At 77.2% G+C, this 15,611-nt stretch carries 13 protein-coding genes and 1 pseudogene; 5 read left to right on the forward strand and 9 right to left on the reverse strand.

The genetic code is table 11. The features are described from left to right. From ACYVQV_RS08855 to ACYVQV_RS08870, 4 genes and pseudogenes are all read right to left on the reverse strand, one after another. Positions 1-966 (reverse strand): annotated as a pseudogene (locus ACYVQV_RS08855) (hypothetical protein); the annotation flags it as partial. Then, a complete protein-coding gene (gene shbA, locus ACYVQV_RS08860) occupies positions 963-1,628 on the reverse strand; it encodes an RNA polymerase sigma factor ShbA (protein ID WP_461022918.1) in 666 nt (221 codons plus the stop codon). The gene shbA and the pseudogene ACYVQV_RS08855, both read right to left, overlap by 4 nt. A 77-nt stretch (positions 1,629-1,705) precedes the next feature. Continuing rightward, positions 1,706-2,314, reverse strand: coding sequence for a response regulator transcription factor (locus ACYVQV_RS08865; protein ID WP_461022919.1), 609 nt, complete (start codon positions 2,312-2,314; stop codon positions 1,706-1,708). A gap of 181 nt (positions 2,315-2,495) precedes the next feature. Further along, positions 2,496-3,689 carry a MerR family transcriptional regulator gene (locus ACYVQV_RS08870; RefSeq protein ID WP_461022920.1) on the reverse strand — a complete coding sequence of 398 codons (1,194 nt, stop codon included), beginning with the start codon at positions 3,687-3,689 and terminating at the stop codon, positions 2,496-2,498. 341 nt (positions 3,690-4,030) lie between these two features. Between ACYVQV_RS08870 and ACYVQV_RS08875 the strand changes: the two genes are divergently transcribed. Beyond that, the gene (locus ACYVQV_RS08875) at positions 4,031-4,333 is read left to right on the forward strand and encodes a WhiB family transcriptional regulator (protein WP_461022921.1); all 303 of its coding nucleotides are present in this window, start codon (positions 4,031-4,033) and stop codon (positions 4,331-4,333) included. Between the two features lie 210 nt (positions 4,334-4,543). Here the strand turns inward: ACYVQV_RS08875 and groL are convergent, their stop codons facing one another. Next, complete coding sequence (gene groL / locus ACYVQV_RS08880) at positions 4,544-6,169, reverse strand: chaperonin GroEL (protein WP_461022922.1); 1,626 nt, start codon at positions 6,167-6,169, stop codon at positions 4,544-4,546. A gap of 173 nt (positions 6,170-6,342) precedes the next feature. Then, on the reverse strand, positions 6,343-6,639 hold the full coding sequence (groES, locus tag ACYVQV_RS08885) for a co-chaperone GroES (RefSeq protein WP_461022923.1): 297 nt from the start codon (positions 6,637-6,639) through the stop codon (positions 6,343-6,345). A gap of 267 nt (positions 6,640-6,906) precedes the next feature. Here groES and ACYVQV_RS08890 point away from each other — a divergent pair, with 267 nt between their 5' ends. Then, a complete protein-coding gene (locus ACYVQV_RS08890) occupies positions 6,907-8,094 on the forward strand; it encodes a class I SAM-dependent methyltransferase (protein WP_461022924.1) in 1,188 nt (395 codons plus the stop codon). Here ACYVQV_RS08890 and ACYVQV_RS08895 read toward each other — a convergent pair. The 3 genes from ACYVQV_RS08895 to ACYVQV_RS08905 all read right to left on the reverse strand — a co-directional run bounded on the left by ACYVQV_RS08895 (position 8,087) and on the right by ACYVQV_RS08905 (position 10,313). Continuing rightward, positions 8,087-9,373, reverse strand: coding sequence for an MFS transporter (locus ACYVQV_RS08895; protein ID WP_461022925.1), 1,287 nt, complete (start codon positions 9,371-9,373; stop codon positions 8,087-8,089). The genes ACYVQV_RS08890 and ACYVQV_RS08895 overlap by 8 nt on opposite strands. Before the next feature lie 55 nt (positions 9,374-9,428). Beyond that, positions 9,429-10,034: a helix-turn-helix domain-containing protein gene (locus tag ACYVQV_RS08900; RefSeq protein WP_461022926.1), complete on the reverse strand. Its 606-nt coding sequence runs from the start codon at positions 10,032-10,034 to the stop codon at positions 9,429-9,431. 84 nt (positions 10,035-10,118) lie between these two features. Then, positions 10,119-10,313 (reverse strand): hypothetical protein, encoded by a 195-nt coding sequence (locus ACYVQV_RS08905; RefSeq protein WP_461022927.1) that lies wholly within the window; start codon positions 10,311-10,313, stop codon positions 10,119-10,121. A 169-nt stretch (positions 10,314-10,482) separates the two neighbouring features. On the opposite strand from ACYVQV_RS08905, the gene ACYVQV_RS08910 reads away from it, so the two are divergent. The 3 genes from ACYVQV_RS08910 to ACYVQV_RS08920 are packed head-to-tail and all read left to right on the forward strand — an operon-like array spanning position 10,483 to position 15,528. Continuing rightward, on the forward strand, positions 10,483-13,281 hold the full coding sequence (locus tag ACYVQV_RS08910; RefSeq protein WP_461022928.1) for a S8 family serine peptidase: 2,799 nt from the start codon (positions 10,483-10,485) through the stop codon (positions 13,279-13,281). Between the two features lie 34 nt (positions 13,282-13,315). Further along, a complete protein-coding gene (locus tag ACYVQV_RS08915; RefSeq protein WP_461022929.1) occupies positions 13,316-14,368 on the forward strand; it encodes a phosphotransferase family protein in 1,053 nt (350 codons plus the stop codon). After that, positions 14,365-15,528, forward strand: coding sequence for a T3SS effector HopA1 family protein (locus tag ACYVQV_RS08920; protein WP_461023035.1), 1,164 nt, complete (start codon positions 14,365-14,367; stop codon positions 15,526-15,528). The genes ACYVQV_RS08915 and ACYVQV_RS08920 overlap by 4 nt, the downstream gene beginning before the upstream one ends. Positions 15,529-15,611: the final 83 nt, after the last annotated feature.

Raw genomic sequence — 15,611 nt, forward strand, 5'->3', positions numbered from 1 at the left:
GCCCGGCGCGCCGCCCTCGGCGCCGGCTCCCGGCGCGGTCGCGGACCGCCCCGGCGGCGTCCCCTGGCCGGGGGGCCTCACCCCACCCGGCGGCGTCCCCTGCCCCGGGGACGTCCCCTGCCCCGGCGGTGTCCCCTGCCCCGGCGGGACGCCCTGGCCGGGCGGCGCGACCTGACCCGGCGGCGCGACCTGACCCGGCGGCGCGACCTGACCCGGCGGCGTGACCTGGCCACCGGGCACCCCGGCGGGAGGCCCGCCGGGTCCGGCACCCGGTCCTCCGGCACCGTCACCACCGTGGTCCGGTCGCTCCTCCAGCCGCTCCACCACGGCCGTGAGCGCGGCACCGGCACGGGAGCGCTCACCCGCGGGCAGCGACTCCACCCGCGCGGACAGCTCGCTCAACCGCTCAGTCGTGGGCACCCGACCGGAGGCGACCTCCTGCTCGAGGCGGTCGATCGCCGCCAGGACCGCGGCCTCGTCCCGCCCGGGCGTCGCGGCACCCGCGCCGCGGGGCCGCTCCGCGTCCTGGCGCCCCGACGCGTCACCCCGGGGCGCCTCGTCGCCGGTGACGGCACCGGCGAGGACCTCCCCCACCTGCGCGAGACCGGCCCACGGGCTGCCGGTCAGGGCCGCCGAGGCCCCGGCGGTACCGAGCACCGCGCCGGCCGCGAGGACGACCCCCACGAGGGGACGGCGGGCACGGCGCCGACCGGTGCCCGGGCTCCCCCCGGCGACCTGCTGCATCCCCTGGTGCGACGGCACGGGACCGGGGCCGTGCTCGGCGACGCCGGCGTCGACGTCCCGGGCCAGCGCGCCGAGCAGCGCGAGCACCTCGTCGTCGCCGCGCCCACCGTCGTACCGCCCGACACCGAACGGCGACCAGGGGTCGGGACCGTCGGCCCGGCGGGCGAGGCGGTCCAGCGCCTCGTCGTCGCGGGCGAGGGCCTCGAGGTCGTGGTGGCTCACGCGGCACCTCCCGCGGCCTCGGCGACGTGGGCGCGCAGGCGGGCCAGCGCGCGGTGCTGCGCGACCCGCACGGCGCCCGGGCTCAGGCCCAGCGCCAGTCCGGTCTCGGCGGCGCTCAACCCGACCGCGACCCGCAGGGTGAGCACCTCCCGCTGCTGCTCGGGCAGCGTGCCGAGCAGGGCCCGTGCCCTCGCCGCGTCCGCGGCCGCGAGCGCCACCTCCTCCGGGCCGGGCTCGGCGCTCACGTCGTCCGGGACCTCCTCGACCGGGACGGCGTCGCGGTACGCGGCGCGCATGACGTCGGCGACGCGGCGCGAGGCCACGGTGTAGACGAAGGCCTCGAACGGCCGGCCCTCGTGGCGGTAGCGCGGGAGGGCCGACAGGACGGCGACGCAGACCTCCTGGGCCGCGTCGTCCGCGGCGTGGTGGGCGCCGGCCAGGGTGCCCAGCCGGGCGCGGCAGTACCGCAGCACGAGCAGGCGCACGGCGCGCAGCAGGTCCTCGACCGCGGTGGGGTCACCGCCGGAGGCCGCCTCGGCGAGCTCCCCGAGGGACGGGGCGGCGCCGCCGTCGGCCTCGGCGGACCGCAGGGTCGGCGCGTCGACGAGCGCGACGGAACCGGCCGGCGCGCCCGGCGTCGCCCTCTCGCGCCCACCGTGCACCGAGCCACGGTATCCCCGGCTGCGGGGTGCGACCACGTCCCGGCGGGACGGGCCCCCGTCCGGGGGACCGGGCGGCGTCAGCGCACCAGGCCCCAGCGGAAGCCGACGGCCACGGCCTGCGCGCGGTCGGCGGCGCCGAGCTTGCGGAACAGCCGGCGGGCGTGCGTCTTCACCGTGTCCTCGGACAGGAACAGCTCGCGGCCGATCTCGCCGTTGCTGCGTCCCCGGCTCATGCCGGTCAGGACCTGCACCTCGCGCTCGGTGAGCGCCGGGACCCCGCCCTGGACCGCTCCCGGCCGGCCGGCGGGCCGGCGCGCCTCGCCGCCGGCGACGGCGTGCAGGACGGCGGCGACGACCTCCTCGCGCGCCGCGGTCTTGAGCAGGTAGCCCTTGGCGCCGAGCGTCAGCGCCTTGGCGACGGACTCGCCGTCCTCGCCCGTGGTCACCATGACCACCGAGGCCTCCGGGTGCAGGGCGAGGAGCCGGCGGGTGGCCTCCAGCCCCCCGATGCCGGGCATGCCCAGGTCCATCAGCACCACGGCGGGACGCTCGACGGGCCAGCGGGCCACGGCCTCCTCGCCGGAGGACGCCCCGACCACCCGGGTCACCCCGGGGACGGACGCGGCCGTGCGCCGCAGGGCCTCTCGCGTGAGCGGGGAGTCGTCGCACACCAGCACCGTCGCCACGGTCCACCTTCAGCTCGGTCGGGCCCCTCGGGGCGTTGCGCCACCGGTGGTGGCGGCGGCCTGCAACCTGCCGCTGGGGTACTGATCGGCAGGACGGGACGAGAACTCAAGCCCGATTCGTCCTCGTCGTCCCGGGTCCTGACGCCCGTCGCGGCGCCCGGTCACCGACTCCTCACGAGCGTCAGTGCCGGACGGCGAGCCGGACCTGGTCGACGGCGGCGGTCAGGCTGGTGGCGCGCACCGCGCCGTCGGGCACCTCGACGTCGTCCCAGGACGGGCCGCCGAGGAGCAGCCGGGTGCGGTCCTCGACCTCCGAGAGCCTGGCGCGCTGGCGCTCGGGCACCGGCTGGCTGGCGTGCAGCACGACGATCTTCGGCCCGAGCCGGGTGACCGCCGCGACGAGCGCGTCGTGGGGCAGGCGGGCGCCCAGGACCTGCACGGCGACGCGTCGTTCGGCGAGGGCCGCGGCGAGCGCCTGCACCGGGAGCGCGTGGTGGTCGTCCTCGGCGCAGGCGAGCAGCGCCGTCCCGCTCAGGGGCTCGTCGGCGGTCACGGTGACGGCGTGCAGGACCTCGAGGACGCCCTGCGAGAGCGCGTGCTCGATCTCGGTGCCCTGCCCGGTGGCGGCCCAGTGCGCCCCCAGTGCCGCGAGGGCGGGGACGGCGAGCTCGTCCCACAGCGGGACCACCCCACGGCTCTCGACGACGTCGCGCAGCCTGGACCGCAGGCGGACGGCGTCCAGCCCCGCAGCCGCCTGGACCAGGTCGCGGACGGCGGGGTCGAGCCGGTCGAGGACGTCGTCGAGAGGCGCCGGTGCAGCGGCGGGGCGCCCTCGGGCCGGTGGCCCGGACCCCGCCCCGGTGGACGAGCCCACCGACCGCAGACCGACCGGGCGACCCGCCGGACCCGCGCCGTCCTCGTGCCCGCTCGCCGGGTCCCCGCGCCCGTGGTCGTCCTGGGCGTCGCGGCCGACCGGCCGTCCGCCCGCGCGGCCCTGCGACGGCACCCCCGGGCCGGCCCCGTCCTCGACCAGGCGCACGCGACCGCGCACGGCCCCGGGACCCGGCCCGGACAGCCCGGCCAGCTCGGCGGCCTCGGCCGGGTCGACGTCCAGGTCGCGCGCGATCCTGGCCGCCTCGCCGGGGGCGACGCCCTGGACCGTGAGCCGCCGCATCTCCAGCAGCCGGGCCAGGTCCTCGGGCGTGTACTGCCGGTGGGCGCCCGCGGTGTGGGCGGGCGGCCCGAGCCCGTACCTGCGGGCCCAGGTGCGCAGGGTCGCGGGAGCGACCCCGAGACGGCGTGCGACGGCTGCGACCTTCAGGGTCGGCTCGACGGGGGTGCCGGTGTCGTCGCGTCCGTCCGAGGGCGACGCCATGCCCGCATTCTGCGAACGCGCCGAGCCGGCTGCCACTCGGGACCTCCCTGCACCCGGGCCGGGGGGCGGTCCGCCGGCCGCGTCCCGACCGCGTCCTGCCCGCGTACGGGCGGCATCGACCGGGATCCGGCCCCATGATGCCGCACTTCGCGCCGGGAGGTGGCCACAAGCGCGCAAGCGCGTGTTCAGAACCGGTTCACGATTGATTCGTGAAGCAGCCTTGAACAACTCTTGGCGCGGTTGTAGTGTCCTCCGCAACGCCCCGGCGAGGGGCAGCGAACGCTTCACCGGCGACCGGCCGGCTGACCGCACCGACCGCACCGAGCACGCAGGAGGACCCCATGGCTGAGATCTCCCGACTCCCCGGCCCCATCGCCGACGTGTGGGAGTGGCAGATGCAGGGTGCCTGCCGCGAGACGGGCAGCACGATCTTCTTCCACCCCGAGGGTGAGCGCGGCCCCGCGCGACGCAACCGGGACGCCGCGGCGAAGGCCGTCTGCGCCACCTGCCCCGTGATGCAGCAGTGCCGCGAGCACGCGCTGAAGGTGCGCGAGCCGTACGGCGTGTGGGGCGGCCTGACCGAGGACGACCGCGAGCACATCTACGCCGCCGAGCGCGCGCGTCGCCTGCCCGCCGCCAGCTGACGCCTCCACGAAGGGGTCGGACCGCTCTCGGAGCGGTCCGGCCCCTTCGTCGTGCCGCGCACGAGCCGGCCCGGCACGCGGACCCGACGTCCCGGTGACCGGTCAGCCTGCCGACCGGTCAGCCGCGGTCCGTCCGCTCCCCGGGACGACGACGAGGGGCCCTGCACCGTCCGGTGGACTGCGCAGGGCCCCTCGCGTCGGTCGGGTCGGTCAGTGACCGTGCCCGTGACCGTGCCCGTGGCCGGCGGCCGCCTCGGGCTCGTCCTCCTTCTTCTCCACGACGAGCGTGTCCGTCGTCAGCACCATCGTGGCGATCGACGCGGCGTTGCGCAGGGCGGAGCGGGTGACCTTGACCGGGTCGATGACGCCCGCGGCCAGCAGGTCGCCGTACTCCCCGGTCGCGGCGTTCAGCCCCTGGCCGGACGGCAGCTCGCGCACCTTCTCGACCACCACGTAGCCCTGCTCGCCGGCGTTCTCGGCGATCCAGCGCAGCGGCTCGACGACCCCGCGGCGCACGATCGCGACGCCGGTCGCCTCGTCGCCGGTCAGGCCGAGGTCGCCGTCGAGCGCCTTGGCGGCGTGGACGAGCGCGGTGCCGCCACCGGCGACGACACCCTCCTCGATGGCCGCGCGGGTCGCCGAGACGGCGTCCTCGATGCGGTGCTTCTTCTCCTTGAGCTCCACCTCGGTGGCGGCGCCGACCTTGATGACGCAGACGCCCCCGGCCATCTTGGCCAGCCGCTCCTGCAGCTTCTCGCGGTCCCAGTCGGAGTCCGTCGCCTCGATCTCGCGGCGGATCTGCGCCATCCGGGCCTCGACGGCCTCGTGGCTGCCGCCGCCCTCGACGACCGTCGTGTCGTCCTTGGTGACGACGACGCGCCGCGCGGTGCCGAGCACCTCGAGACCCACCTGGTCCAGCTTGAGGCCGACGTCCGGGGTGACGACCTGGGCGCCGGTCAGGACGGCCATGTCCTCGAGCATCGCCTTGCGGCGGTCACCGAAGCCGGGGGCCTTCACCGCGGCGGCGTTGAACGTGCCGCGGATCTTGTTGACGACGAGGGTCGACAGCGCCTCGCCCTCGACGTCCTCGGCCACGATGAGCAGCGGCTTGGAGGTCTGGACGACCTTCTCCAGCAGCGGCAGCAGGTCGGCGACGGCGGAGATCTTGCCCTGGTGGACCAGGACGTGGGTGTCCTCGAGGACGGCCTCCATCCGCTCGGCGTCGGTGACGAAGTACGGCGAGATGTAGCCCTTGTCGAACTGCAGGCCCTCGGTGAAGTCGAGCTCCATCGCGGTCGAGGAGGACTCCTCGACCGTGATGACGCCGTCCTTGCCGACCTTGTCGAACGCCTCGGCGATGAGCTCGCCGATCGTGCGGTCCTGCGCGGATAGCGCGGCCACGTGGGCGATGTCGTCCTTGCCGTCGACCTCGCGGGCGGCCTCGAGCAGCGCGTCGGAGAGCGCCTCGACGGCCGTGTTGATGCCGCGGTTCAGGCCCGCGGGCGAGGCGCCGGCGGCGACGTTGCGCAGGCCCTCGTGCACCAGCGCCTGCGCCAGCACGGTCGCGGTCGTGGTGCCGTCACCCGCGACGTCGTTCGTCTTGGTCGCGACCTCCTTGGCGAGCTGGGCGCCGAGGTTCTCGTACGGGTCCTCCAGCTCGACCTCGCGGGCGATGGTGACACCGTCGTTGGTGATGGTGGGGGCGCCCCACTTCTTGTCGAGGACGACGTTGCGGCCCTTGGGGCCGAGCGTCACCTTGACGGCGTTGGCGAGCGCGTCGACACCGCGCTCCAGGGAGCGCCGTGCGGAGTCGTCGAACTCCAGGGTCTTGGGCATGGTGATCCTCCGGTTCGGACGCACCGGGCGGTTGCGCCGGCGGGTGCGTGCAGGGCGTGCGGGGAGCGCACGCGGGGTGGTCGTGCCGGTCGGTCGTCGCGGGCCCCAGCACGCACGCCCCGGCGTTCCGGCGGGGCCGGACGCCGGGGCGTGCGCGTGTCAGGGACGCCGCGTCACTTGGTGACGACGGCCAGCACGTCGCGGGCCGACAGGATCAGCAGCTCCTCGCCGCCGTACTTGACCTCGGTGCCGCCGTACTTGCTGTAGATGACCTTGTCGCCGACCTGCACGTCCAGCGGGACGCGCTGGCCGTTGTCGTCGATACGGCCCGGACCGATCGCGAGGACCTCGCCCTCCTGGGGCTTCTCCTTCGCGGTGTCCGGGATGACCAGGCCGGAGGCGGTCGTCTGCTCGGCCTCGAGGGCCTTGACGACGATCCGGTCCTCGAGCGGCTTGATGGAGACCGACACGTGCGGACCTCCCCTTCGCAGTTCGCAGGTTCAGTGGTGTGGGACTGTCGGCCCGGAGGTGCGCCGCACGTCGTCGCGGTGCCGTGCGGCACGGCCCGGGCGTTGGCACCCTCACGGGGAGAGTGCCAACGCGACTCTAGGACCGGCGTTAGCACTCGCGCAAGCCGAGTGCCAGCGGTGTCGTCCGGTCGGGCAGCGGACCGCCGGCCCGTCCCCCGGGCCCGCCCGCCGCGGCGGCGCCCGCAGGGCGCCTGGCAGGATCGGACGGTGGACGCGACCGGCCTGTCGGCCCTGCTGACCCCCGAGGGGTGGGCCCTGCTCGAGGCGCTGCCCCCCTACGAGGAGCAGCAGGCGATGGCGCTCGGCCAGCGGCTGCGCGACGACGGCCTCGACCCGGCGCTCGTGGCCGCCGCCCTGACCCAGTCGCGGCTGCGCGCCCGGGGGCGGGCGAAGTTCGGGCCGTTCGCCGACGGCATGCTGTTCACGGCGGAGGGTCTGGAGCAGGCGACCCGGCTGGAGGTCGCCGCCCGCCACGCGCAGCGGTTCACCGCCGCGGGCGTGCAGCGGGTCGCCGACCTGGGCTGCGGCATCGGCGGCGACGCGATGGCGCTGGCCGGCCTGGACGTCGAGGTCCTCGCGGTCGAGCGCGACGAGGCGACCGCCTCGGTGGCGACGGTCAACCTGCGGCACTGGCCGCACGCCGCCGTCCGGCACGAGGACGCCACGACGACCGACCTCGACGGGGTCGGTGGCGCCTTCCTGGACCCGGCCCGCCGCACGTCGTCCGGGCGCCGGGTCCTCGACCCCCGGCAGGCCCAGCCGCCGCTGTCGTTCGTCACCGACCTCGCGAGCCGGCTGCCGGCGGTCGGCGCGAAGGTCGCCCCCGGGATCGGCCACGCCCTGGTGCCCGACGACGCCGAGGCGCAGTGGGTGTCCGTCGACGGGGACGTCGTGGAGGCCGGGCTGTGGTTCGGGCTGCTGGCCCGCGACGGCGTCCGGCGCAGTGCGCTGGTCCTGACCACCGGGCCCGACGGCGGTGCCGCCACCGTGGACGACGTCGGCCTGTCCCGACCCGAGGTCGGTGCCGTCGGCAGCTACCTCTACGAGCCGGACGGGGCGGTGATCCGCGCGGGACTGGTGGGTCAGGTCGCGTCGACCGTCTCCGGCCGGCTCGTGGACCGCTCGATCGCGTACGTCACGGCGGACCGGCTGGCGCGCACGCCGCTGGCGACCGCGTACGCCGTCGAGGACGTCCTGCCCTTCGGCCTGAAGTCGCTGCGCACCTACCTCCGGGACCGGCGGGTGGGGCGGCTGACCATCAAGAAGCGCGGGACGGCGGTCGAGCCCGAGCAGCTGCGCCGCCAGCTGCGCCTGTCCGGGGACCAGGAGGCGACGATCGTGCTCACCAGGGTCGCGGGTGCGCAGTCGGTCCTGGTCTGCCGGCCGGTCAGCTGACGGCGCGCGTGACGCCACCTCCCGCGGCGACCCGGCGCAGGGCGGCGACGGTGGCGGGCAGGACCAGCAGGTAGATCCCGGCGCCCACCAGCCAGGGCGCACGCAGACCCCACTGCGCGGCGACCACGCCGCCGAGCCAGGCACCCACCGGCAGCGCCCCCCAGACCGCCGTCCGCCACACGCCGTGGACCCGCCCGTAGAGCCGCGCCGGGACCACGTGCTGACGCAGCGAGACGCTGTGCACGTTCCACACGGCGACGGCCGACGCGAACAGGGCGAACGCGACGGCGACGACGGCGACGTCGCGCGCCAGGCCCACGAGGGCGACCGTCACCGCCTGGACGGCCACGGACAGCACCATCACCGGCGCCCGGCCGCAGCGGCGTCCCAGGCCCGGGGCGAGCACGGCACCGGCGACGGCGCCGGCCGCCGCGACGGCGGTCACCGCACCGAACGCCGCGGGCGGCACGCGCAGCTCCTCGAGCAGGAAGAGCACGAGCGTGGCCTGGGCCAGCGTGTTCGCCAGCGCCGCCACGGCCGACACCGCGGCCAGGGCGCGCAGACCCCGGTGGCGCCGGAGCCACCCCAGCCCCTCGCGGGCGTCCGCGGCCAGGGTCGACCGGCCGGCCCGGTCCTCGCGGGGTTCTCGGCGTCCGGGCGACAGCCGGGGCAGGCGGGTCACGAGCACCGACGCCGCGACGACGAGGACCGCCTGCAGACCGAACGGCGCCACCGCGGCGACGGCGAACAGCGCCGCCCCCGCGGGCGCGCCGAGGAAGCTGTTGGCCACCTGGACCGTGCCCTGGAGCCGGGCGTTGGCCCCGGCGAGGGCGTCGGCGGGCACGAGCCGGGGCACGGCTCCCTCCGCCGCGGCGTCGTAGCCGCACTCGGCGGCACCGAGGACCAGCACGAGGGCGAACACCCAACCGAGCGTGAGCACCTCGGCGGCCAGGCCGGCGCACACGGCCACGAGGGCGGCGGCGCGCACGCCGTTGGCCGCGAGCATCGCCGTCCGGCGCTCGACCCGGTCCACGAGCACACCGGCCGGGACGGCGAGCAGCAGGTAGGGCAGGTACACCGCGGCGGTCAGCGCGCCGACGAGCACCGGGTCGCGGGTCAGCGTCGCCGCCAGCAGCGGGACGGCGACCAGCCCCATGCCGTCCCCGAGGTTCGCCAGGCCGGCGGCCGCCCACAGCCTGCGGAACGACGCGCGGTCGCCGCCGTGGGCGGCGACCGGCTCACCGGCCGTCCGGCCGGGCGCCTGCACGGACGTGGTCACGGTGCGATCACGGGGCTGCTCACGGGGCTGCTCACGGGGCTGCTCACGGGGCTGCTCACGAAGTGCGTCCCGGGTCGGTCGCCGCTGGGGGCGCCCCGGGCACGTCGCCGTCGGGGTCCGCGACCGGGAAGAGGTTGACCTGCAGCTCGACGTCGACCAGGTCGGGGGCCTCGCGGCCGCGCAGCCGCCGGCTCCAGGCGGTGACGACGGCGTCCACCTCGTCGCGCAGGGCCGCCATCTCCTCGGGGCGCATGCGCAGGTGCGCGGTCTGCTCGACACTCGCCTCGACCCACTCGGCGGGCCAGTGCTGGTACGTCAGGACCCAGTTGCGGTGCCGCTCCTCGCGCGAGCGCATCATCTCGCCGAGCACGAGGTTCGCCGCCTCGCGGGTCGCGGGGCTCTCGCGCAGCAGGTGCCCGTGCATGGTCACCCCGCCCGGGACGGTGCGCCACCACCGCTCGCGGCCGGACCCCCGGTCGGGGTCCTCCTCGATGAAGCCGTGACGCTCGAGCTGGCGCAGGTGGTAGCTGGTCGCCCCGCTGGACTCCCCCAGGCGACGCCCGAGCGTGGTGGCGGTGGCCGGGCCGTGCACCGACAGCTCGTCGAGCAGCCGCACGCGCAGGGGGTGGGCCAGGCCCTGGAGGGCCGTGGCGTCGACCACCCGGGGAGACGGCGAGGGGGCGCCGTCTCCCGCACCGGCCGTGGGGGCCGCCGGAGCGGCCGGGCGGACGTCGTCGGCGGCCACTCAGGCGCCCAGCGGGTGCGTGGGGCGCACGAGCGGGGCGGGCAGCACGAGCGCCTCGCGCCGCCGGGCGAGGGCGGCGAGCCGGGCGGCTCGCGACCGGGCGCGCGCCGCGGAGCGGACGCGGTGGACGGCGGCGGCCTGCTGGAGGTCCAGGCCGCGGCGGTGGGCGGTACGGAGGGCGAGGGTGGTGTCCATGGCGGGAACGCTAGTACTCCAAAGGCTTCTTTGCAAGTGATTCTTTGCACCTGTTTCTTTGTGGTTGCTGTGACGGGTATCACGCCCTGCAGGCGCGCCTCCTCGACGTGGCGGGCCGCCGACCCGCCCCGGTCCGCCGTGACCGGACCCGCGTCGCAGAGGACCCGACATGCCCAGCAAGCGTCGAACCCCGCAGAGCGCCGGAGGCCGCGGGCGCTCCCGTGCCGAGTCGGACCGTGCCGACCGCGCCGGCTCCCAGGACGGCGGCGGCTCCCCCTGGGAGCCCATCTTCCGCAGCCCGGGCGACGACGTCGTCCCCGGCGAGCTCCTGCTGACGCTCACCCGCACCGCCTCCCGGGCGATGACGGAGAGCGTCCCCCTGCACCCGCTCGGGCCGGGCGCCACCGGGCCCACCCGGCTCGGGGTCCCCGACGTCGACGACGCGCTCGAGGCCGTCGGCGTCCGTGAGGTCGTCCGCCTCGCCCTGCCGTCCACGGGCGTCGCCGAGACCGTCGTCGGACACACCACCGGCACTCTCGACACCGTCGACCAGCCGCTGACGCGGTCGTTCCGGGTGCGCGTGGACGGAGACGACCTCGACGCGGCCGTCCAGCGCCTGGAGGGTCTGGGAGAGGTCGAGGTCGTCGAGCCCAACCGCTACCGCGAGACCCTCGCCTCCCCCGACGACCCCCGGTACCCCCAGCAGTGGGGTCTGCCGAAGATCAACGCGCCCGCCGCGTGGGAGCGCACCACCGGTGACCCGTCCGTCGTCGTCGCGGTCGTCGACTCCGGGTGCGACCTCGACCACCCCGACCTGGCACCGCTCCTCGTCCCCGGCCAGGACATGGTCGACCTCGGTCCCTCCCCCACCCCGCCCCCCGGCTTCCGCTTCGAGGGCGACTTCTCCGGTCGGGACGCCGTCCCCGACGACGAGGTCGGCCACGGCACGCACGTGGCCGGCACCATCGCCGCCGCGTCGAACAACGCCCTCGGCGTCGCGGGGGTCACCTGGTCCTGCCGCATCATGCCCGTCAAGGCGCTGACCAGGATCGTGCGGATCAGCGACGGCCAGGTGCGCGGCGTCGGGTCCTCGGCCGACGTCGCCGCCGCCGTCCGGTGGGCCGCGGACCACGGGGCCTCCGTCATCAACATGAGCCTCGGGTCGCCGTCCCCCACGACGGTCGAGCGCAACGCCGTGGCCTACGCGGTCGGCAAGGGCTGCGTCGTGGTCGCCGCCATGGGCAACGACGGCAGCGCCGACCCGAGCTACCCGGCCGCCTACCCCGACGTCGTGTCCGTCGGCGCGATCGACAGCGCCGACAAGCGCGCGTCGTTCTCCCAGACGGGCTCGCACATCGACGTCGTGGCACCGGGCGTCGGGATCTGGTCCACCTACCCCGACGACTCCTACGCCTCCCTCACCGGCACCTCGATGGCCTGTCCGCACGTCGCCGGGGTCGCGGCGCTGGTCCGCTCGGTCAAGCCGGCCGCCACGGTCGCCGAGGTCGCCGACGTCCTGCGCACGACCGCCCGGCCGCTGCGCGACGACCCGTCCGACGCCGTGCCCAACGACCGCTACGGGCACGGGTGCGTCGACGCCCGTGCTGCGGTGGACAAGGCCTCCCCCGTCATCGGACCGGTGCTGCGCACGCCGTTCCTGCCGTGCCTGCCGCGCACGCTGCAGGTGCGGGACTGCTTCACGCTGCGCACCGTGATCGGGCCGCAGTGCCCACCGATCCGCTCCGTGCAGGAGCCCTGCTGGCCCAGGAGCCCGCTGTGCCCGCCGACCACGCTCCCCACGACCGTCCCGCCGACCACCTTCCCGACCACCACCTTCCCGACCACCGTCACGACCCTGCCGCCGACGTTCGGGCCGGGCGGACGCGGCGCGGGCGCAGCCGGCACCTACGACCCGTACGGGCTGACGGGCCACGGCTACGGCGGTGCCGCGCAGGGCCAGGGTCAGGGTCCCGCCGAGGCGGCGACCGGTGCACCCGGCGACGGCCAGGACACCGCGTCGTGGCAGGCCGGGTACGAGGCGGGCTACGCCGCCGGGGTGGCCGCGAGCGGCGGCGACGCCGCGGCCGCGCGGCTGCCGCAGTCGCTGCTCTGCCCCGTCCCGACGCTGAAGCCGGTCGACTGCCCACCCGGGCTGCCCTCCGCGCTCTGGGACTGCCCGCCCCCGACCGTGACCTTCGAGGACTGCCCGCCGCGACGGACCACGTTCGCCCCGGCCTGCCCTCCCCGCACGGCCGACTGGTGGTGCCCACCGCCGCACACCGTCGTCGACCCCGCCTGCTTCCGGGTCGAGCCACCGACGTGGAACGCGCCGTGGGAGGGCGCCCAGGCCCAGGGGCCGGGCGACGTCATCGGGCCGCCGCTGACCATCCGGCTGCGGACGCCGGTCATCGACTGCCCGCCGATCACCTGGCCCCCGCGGACCCTGCCGTGGACCGGCTGCCCGCCGCGGACCCTGCCGTGGACCGGCTGCCCGCCGCGGACCCTGCCGTGGACCGGCTGCCCGGTCACCGTCCCCACGGTGCCGCCCACCGTGCCGCCGACGCTGCCGACCACCCCGCCCCCGCCGCCCCCGTGGCAACCGGGCCCCGGGATGCAGGCCGCGGGACCCGCCGACGCCGAGGGCCCCGGTGACGTCATCGGGGTGCCGCTCACCCCGCAGCTGCGGACGCCGCTGCTCAGCTGCTGGCCGCGCACCGTCCTGGTGCGCGACTGCTGGTGGCCGCGGACGCTGCACTGGACCGGCTGCCGGCCGCGGACCGTCTTCGAGCCGGAGTGCCAGCCGGTGCCGACCCCGACCCTGACCATCACGATCACTCCGACCACCCCCCAGACGGGACCCGGCGGCGGCTTCGCCGGCGGCACGGGGACGGGGTGGACCGGCCAGGGGTACGGGTACGACCCCTACGGCGGGAACGACCCCTACGGCCAGACGCCGTTCGGCGGCTGACGTGGTCCTCGCCGTCCCCCCGCGGTTCGGACCCGTGGACCCGGGTGCCCCCGCCGGCTCGCCGGCGGGGCACCCGGCCACCCGCGCGCTCGTCGAGGCGGGTCTGCTCGACGAGCGCGCGGCGCCGGTCGCGGTCGTCACCGACCTGTCCCGCGCCCACCCCGTCTGGTCGGTCACCGCACCGGGCCTGCCCCCGGTCGTGGTCAAGACGGGGGGCCCCCGAGGCGGGCCGGACCTGGCCGTGGAGTGCCTCGTGTACCGGATGACCGTGTGGTGCGACGAGGTGTCCACGGCCCTGCCCGAGGCCCTGCACGTGGACGAGGACCGCCAGCTCCTCGTCCTCGCGGACGTCGCCGCCCACGCCGGCGGCGGCTCGCTCGCGGTCGCCGCCGGCCCGCACCGGCCCGGCCCGGCCCACGCGCCCGGTGCCGCCCAGCCCCCACCGGACCTGACCGTCGTCGCCGCCACCCTCGGAGGCACCCTGGGTGCCCTGCACCGGGCCACCTCCCGCCTGCCGCTGCCTCCGGGCCGGCCGCCGATGGTGCTGGCCGCGCTGCGCGACCCGCGCTCCGCCACCGCGCTCGGCCCTGCGGTCGGGACGCTCGTGGACCGGCTGCGGGCGACCACCCCGCTCGCCGCCGCGGCGCGCGAGCTGACGCCGTCCCGGTCCTGCCTGGTCAACCACGACCTGAAGTGGGACAACGTCGTCCTGGACGGTGACGGTCGCACCGTCCTCGTGGACTGGGAGCTGGCCGGCAGCGGCGACCCGGCCTGGGACCTGGGCAGCCTGCTGGCCGAGCACCTCTGCCGTGGCCACGCGGACGGCCCACCCCGGCTCGACGCGGCGGCGTGCCGCCTGCTCGAGGGGTACGCCGCGGCAGCCCGCCCGCGCCCGGACGTCGCGCAGGTGCTCGCGCGCCGGACCTGCCTGGCGGCGGCCCTGCGCACCGCGCAGATGGCCGTCGAGGTGGCCTGGTCCGTCCCGGCCGGCGCCGACCCGCTGCTGCACGACCTCACCGGGACGGCGGCCGCCGTCGCCGAGGCCGTCGACACCCTGACGACGGAGGTGGCCTCGTGCCTGCGATGACCCCTGCCCCGGGTCCCGGCGCCGCCGCGACCCCGGAACCCGGTCCCCCGGCCGCGGACCCCCCACGGCCGGCGGCGGACGACGTCGCGCGTCGGACCGCCCGGCAGGTGCGGGTCGCGCTGCGGCTGGTGCTGGCGGACCCGGTGGCCCGACGGCTGGCCGCCACGACGCCGTCGCACCCGGACCCGGACGGTGACCTCGGCGCCTGGCTCTACGGGCCCTGGTGGTGCGCCGCACGGCTGCCCGGCGGGTCCGTGCAGGGCGACGGGACGGCCGCGCCCGGCCGCCCGGTGACCGACGGGGACCCGGAGGTCGAGCGGGGCAGGCACGAGCGTGGCCGGCGTCACCGAGCCGTCCTCGAGGAGCTGCGCCGCACCGCCTGCAGCACGCTGACCGGCCGGCTGGTGCTGGCGACGGCCCCCGGGCAGCTCGTGGTGGCCCCGGTCCCCGGCCGGGCCGGCGACCTCGACGGTGCCGGGCACCACCCGGCCGCCGGACACCCGACCCCCTACCCCGTGGCCCCGTACCCCGTGGCCGCGGACGCCGTGGTGGGCTCGTCGCGACCGGGACGCCCACCGCGGCCCGGCGACCTGGTGGACGTGCTGTCCGGGTCGGCAGGGCTGCACCCGGGCGGCGGGTGGTGGTGGGCCCGCACCCGCGCCGACGGCGGCCCCTCGCCCGACGAGCCGGTGGACCGCCTGTACCTCCACGTCGGCCCCGACGGCGCCGGGCAGGCCGCCGCCGCCGTCCTGCGGTCCGCCACGGCGGCGGGGGTCGACGTGTCCCTCAAGTGCCCGGCCGACCCGGACGGCTTCGGACGACGCGACGCGCTCGTCGTCTACCACCCCCGGGCCGGCCGGGCGCAGGTCGACGCCCTGCTCCCCGGCCTGGTCGAGGAGGTCGGGGACCTGCTGCGGCCCGGCACGCCGCCGATGACACGTCCCGTCGGTGTGGGCGCCGCCTGGGCGCAGGACCCCGGCGGCGGGACCAGCTACGGGCAGCTGCGCTGCGCCCAGGTCGCCACCGTCGTCGGGGAGCTCGTGCGCTCAGGGGTGCACGGCTGCCGCCCGCACGACGTCGCGGACGACCAGCTGCTGGCGGCGGTGAGCCGCGCGGGCCTGGACCCGACCCGCCCGCACCTGCTCGGCGGTGCACCGTGACCGGCGCGGCCCCCGCCCGGCGGGACACGGCGTGGCGCGCCGCCTCCGGTGCGTCCCGGGCTGCTGCCGCCGGCGCCGGGAGG

The sequence above is a fragment of the Thalassiella azotivora genome, from assembly GCF_054781695.1.

Coding starts and splice junctions, on each gene's coding strand:
- groL (WP_461022922.1), bottom strand. CDS start 6,169: ATGCCCAAGACCCTGGAGTTCGACGACTCCGCACGGCGCTCCCTGGAG.
- ACYVQV_RS08920 (WP_461023035.1), top strand. CDS start 14,365: ATGACCCCTGCCCCGGGTCCCGGCGCCGCCGCGACCCCGGAACCCGGT.
- ACYVQV_RS08910 (WP_461022928.1), top strand. CDS start 10,483: ATGCCCAGCAAGCGTCGAACCCCGCAGAGCGCCGGAGGCCGCGGGCGC.
- ACYVQV_RS08905 (WP_461022927.1), bottom strand. CDS start 10,313: ATGGACACCACCCTCGCCCTCCGTACCGCCCACCGCCGCGGCCTGGAC.
- ACYVQV_RS08875 (WP_461022921.1), top strand. CDS start 4,031: ATGGCTGAGATCTCCCGACTCCCCGGCCCCATCGCCGACGTGTGGGAG.
- ACYVQV_RS08870 (WP_461022920.1), bottom strand. CDS start 3,689: ATGGCGTCGCCCTCGGACGGACGCGACGACACCGGCACCCCCGTCGAG.